3 protein-coding genes are annotated in these 3,540 nt (G+C 66.3%); all 3 read right to left on the bottom strand.

Going from position 1 to position 3,540, the window contains the following annotated elements; all coding sequences use genetic code 11:
- Window positions 1-13: 13 nt before the first annotated feature.
- Window positions 14-1,483, bottom strand: coding sequence for a purine-cytosine permease family protein (locus ACWFR4_RS47990; RefSeq protein ID WP_453658198.1), 1,470 nt, complete (start codon window positions 1,481-1,483; stop codon window positions 14-16).
- 130 nt (window positions 1,484-1,613) lie between these two features.
- A complete protein-coding gene (hisC, locus tag ACWFR4_RS47985; protein WP_453658196.1) occupies window positions 1,614-2,651 on the bottom strand; it encodes a histidinol-phosphate transaminase in 1,038 nt (345 codons plus the stop codon).
- The gene (locus ACWFR4_RS47980; RefSeq protein WP_453658194.1) at window positions 2,648-3,373 is read right to left on the bottom strand and encodes an IclR family transcriptional regulator; all 726 of its coding nucleotides are present in this window, start codon (window positions 3,371-3,373) and stop codon (window positions 2,648-2,650) included. The genes hisC and ACWFR4_RS47980 overlap by 4 nt, the downstream gene beginning before the upstream one ends.
- Between the last annotated feature and the right edge of the window lie 167 nt (window positions 3,374-3,540).

Raw genomic sequence — 3,540 nt, 5'->3', positions numbered from 1 at the left:
CAGCAGTGATGTCTCAGGAGGGACTGGTGTGCTTCTCTTCCCCCTCGTGGTCGCTGATCGCTTCACTCGCGTCGAGCATGTGCCCGGGCGCGTTGGAGCGGTGACGGGTCAGGGCATAGTAGGCGGCGCCTGTGAACAGCAGGCCGATGATCCAGGAGATGTCAGCCCCGCCCAGTGCTTTGGTGACCGGCCCGGTGTAGAGCGTCTGGGCGAGGAAAGGTATCTGGGCCGCCACGCCGGCGAGGTAGCAGCCGAGGGCGATGACGTTCCAGCGCCCGTACCGGCCCGAGGGGTCGTACAGTGCCGGGATGTCGACGCGTTCGCGTGAGACCAGGTAGTAGTCGACGAGGTTGATGGCGCTCCAGGGCGTGAACACCATCAGGATGGTCAGGACGAAGTTCTTGAAGTTGGTGAGGAAGTCGTCACTGGCCAGCAGGGCGACCAGGAGTGAAACGGTGATGAACGCGACGATGTAGGTGATGCGGGCCCGCTGGGAGACTTGCCGTTCCCGGGTGAAGGCGGACACGGTGGTGAGCGCCGACATGAAACCGCCGTAGGCGTTCAGGCAGTTGACGGTGAGTTTCCCAACGACGATCACCAGGTAGATCAGCAGGGCGATCACCCCGCCGCCGCTGAGGTCTCCGAGGTAGCCGACCTGGTTGTCGAGGAAACCCTGCCCTGTTGCCGCGGGAAGAGCTGCGACGACGACGCCCAGCGTCATGGACCACTGGGAACCGAGCACACTGCCCCACAGGGTGCAGTGGAACGTGGTGCGGGCCGATGTCGTGCGGGGCAGGTAGCGGGAGTAGTCGGCCACGTAAGGGCCGTAGGTGAGCTGCCAGCCCGCTCCCAGCGAGATGGCCAGCAGGAAGGTGGCGCCGTCGAACGGTTTGGTGCCGAACAGGGCGGCGATGTCCTGTGTGGCGATGAGGCGCACCGCCAGATACAGGAAGCCGATGATTCCCAGCACGGTTGCGGCACGGCCGAGGACGTGGATGTGGCGGTAGCCCAGCAGGGCGACGACCGTGGTGAGCACACCGAAGACAACGACACCGACCCATGGCGTGCCGGTGTGCAGGATCCCGTCCACGGCCTGCCCGGCCAACACGGTGCCGGTGGCCGCGAACCCGAGGTACATCACGATGACCAGGCACAGCGGCAGGACAGCGCCGAGCACGCCGAACTGAGCTCGGCTGGAGATCATCTGAGGCAGCCCCAGCCGCGGCCCCTGCGCCGAGTGCAGTGCCATGACGGCACCGCCGAGGAGGTTGCCAGCGAGCAGCCCGATGACCGCCCACAGGGGATCGGCTCCGAACACGACGGCCAGCGAGTCGTTGACGATGGCCGTGATCTGCATGTTGGCGCCGAACCACAGGGTGAACTGGCTACGTGGCGTGCCGTGCCGTTCCTCGTCGGGTACGACTTCGATGGTGCGGGTCTCCAGACGCGTGGTGGGTCTGGCAGGTGGATCGAGGTGTTCCACGGGACTCCTAGCAGGAGAGAGTAATTCCGGACCGGGGCATGCTTGACCTCGTCGTGCGCGGCCAGGGGGCGCTGCGTGACGGGGATCTTGGGCGGGAGACGTGCGACGAGACGTCTTTGGTCCCCAGCCGTCAGGGCGTGGCGAGAGCTTGCTCAACCAGGGCCATGCCGGGGCGTGAGGGCACACTGATCCGGACGGTGCCGGGGGCGCCGAGGGCGCTGCCTGGCCGGACCGAGACGCCTTGCTCGGCGAGTCGTGCGACAAGGTCGTCCTCGTCCTCGGTCCGGACGAGGACGAAATTGGCCTGAGAGGGTACGACGTCGTAGCCGGCGGATGTGAACAGGTCTGTCAGTGCAGCACGGTGCTGCACCGTGTGCCGTCGGACGGCCTGGTAATGCGTGTGGTCCTCCAGGGCAGCGAGAGCAGCGGTCTGGGCCAGGCCGCCAACGGAGAACGGGGCTCGGACCGTGCGCAGCGTGTGGATGATCGCGGGGTCCGCCACGAGGTAGCCGATGCGCAGACCGGCCAGACCATAGACCTTGGAGAAGGTGCGCAGCACAGCCGCCTTGCCCTGACGGGCAAGCGGGATGGCGCTTGTGGCGGCCGGGTCGTCGGTGAAGTCGATATATGCCTCGTCGATCACGACGAGGCGGCTCTGCGCGCGCGCGACGAACGATTCGATCTCTTGCCGTCCCAGCGTTGTTCCGGTGGGATTGTGCGGGTTGACCACGTAGGCGATGTCAGCCGCCACATCGGCCATGGCCTGCAGGTCGTGGGTCCAGTTCCGCAGGGGGATCTTGATGAGACGCGCGTCGACGACCTGGCTGCTGATCTCGTTCACGCGGTAGGCCGGGTCGGCGCACACGGCCTGCCCCCCGTGAGCCAGGTGGGCCCAGGCCAACAGGAAGATCAACTCGTCGGATCCATTGCCGACGAGAATGTGCTCGACGCTGACTTCGTGCAACTCGGCCAGCCGCTGCCGCAGGTCCGTCGCCAGCGGGTCCGGATAATGATGGGCTCCAGTCACCGCCTCGGACACTGCCGCGGCCACCCTGGGGCTGGCCCCAATAGGCGACTCATTGGAGGCCATCGATCCTGCTGCGGTCAGTGCCTGGCGGCCGGGCCGGTAGGGGGTGATCCGGTCCAGCCAGGGCCTGGGGCGGATCACCGCTGCACTCCGCCCAGTTTGGCGGTCAGGCGAGCCGCGGACTCCCGCACGGCCTCTGTTGCCGTGTTCAAGTCGGGGAAGCCTCCCTTGAGAAAACTGATTCCGACAGCACCCCTGAGGCCCGCCGGATCGAAGACCGGAGCAGCGATGCACTGCACGCCGGAGGCGACCTGTCCGTCGTCAGTGGCGTGACCGTGTTCCCTGACCCGCAGCAACTCTTCTCGCAGACGGCCCGGGTCTTCGGCCCTCGTGGTGTGCACGTGCTCCGGCACGTCATCGGAACGGAGCCAGGCAAGACAGCACTTGCCCACCGCGGTCAGGTGGGAGGGCAGACGCGCACCCACGGAACTGGCCAGTTGTATACCTGCGTTGACCGGGTCCTGTTTGTAGAGGTACACGGCCTCGGCGCCGTCCAGGACCGCGTAGTGCGCCGTGATGTCCAACGTGCGGCTCAGGTCGACCAGTTCGGAGGAAATGACTCCGCTGACTCCGGCGATGCGCAGGTGCGCGGCTCCGACCTCGAATGCCTTCAGGCCAACGGTGTAACCCGCGGGTTCGCACGCGTCGATGAATCGCTCCTGTGTGAGGTCGCGCAGGATGCCGTGGGCCGTGCTCTTGGGGATCTCGAGGTCTTCGGCGATCTGTTTCAGCGTGACCGGTCTATCTGCATGCGCGACCAGGGTCAGAATCCGCAGGGCTCGGGTGACCGATGTACTCGCCACAACACTCCGTTCGTATATACGAATTGCGATCGCTTATATGAATAGCGGGACCTTAGAGCGACAGGCGCATCGGCGTCAACGCACGGAGGAGTGCGGGGGCGCCCCGGGGGGCCCCCCCGAGCAAGGGGGCCACCACCGCCCGGGCACAAAGACAGACCCCACAGACA

The organism is Streptomyces sp. NPDC055140 (assembly GCF_053607285.1).
Note: the sequence above shows the minus strand (reverse complement) of the source record. Positions and strands in the feature narration are given on the sequence as shown.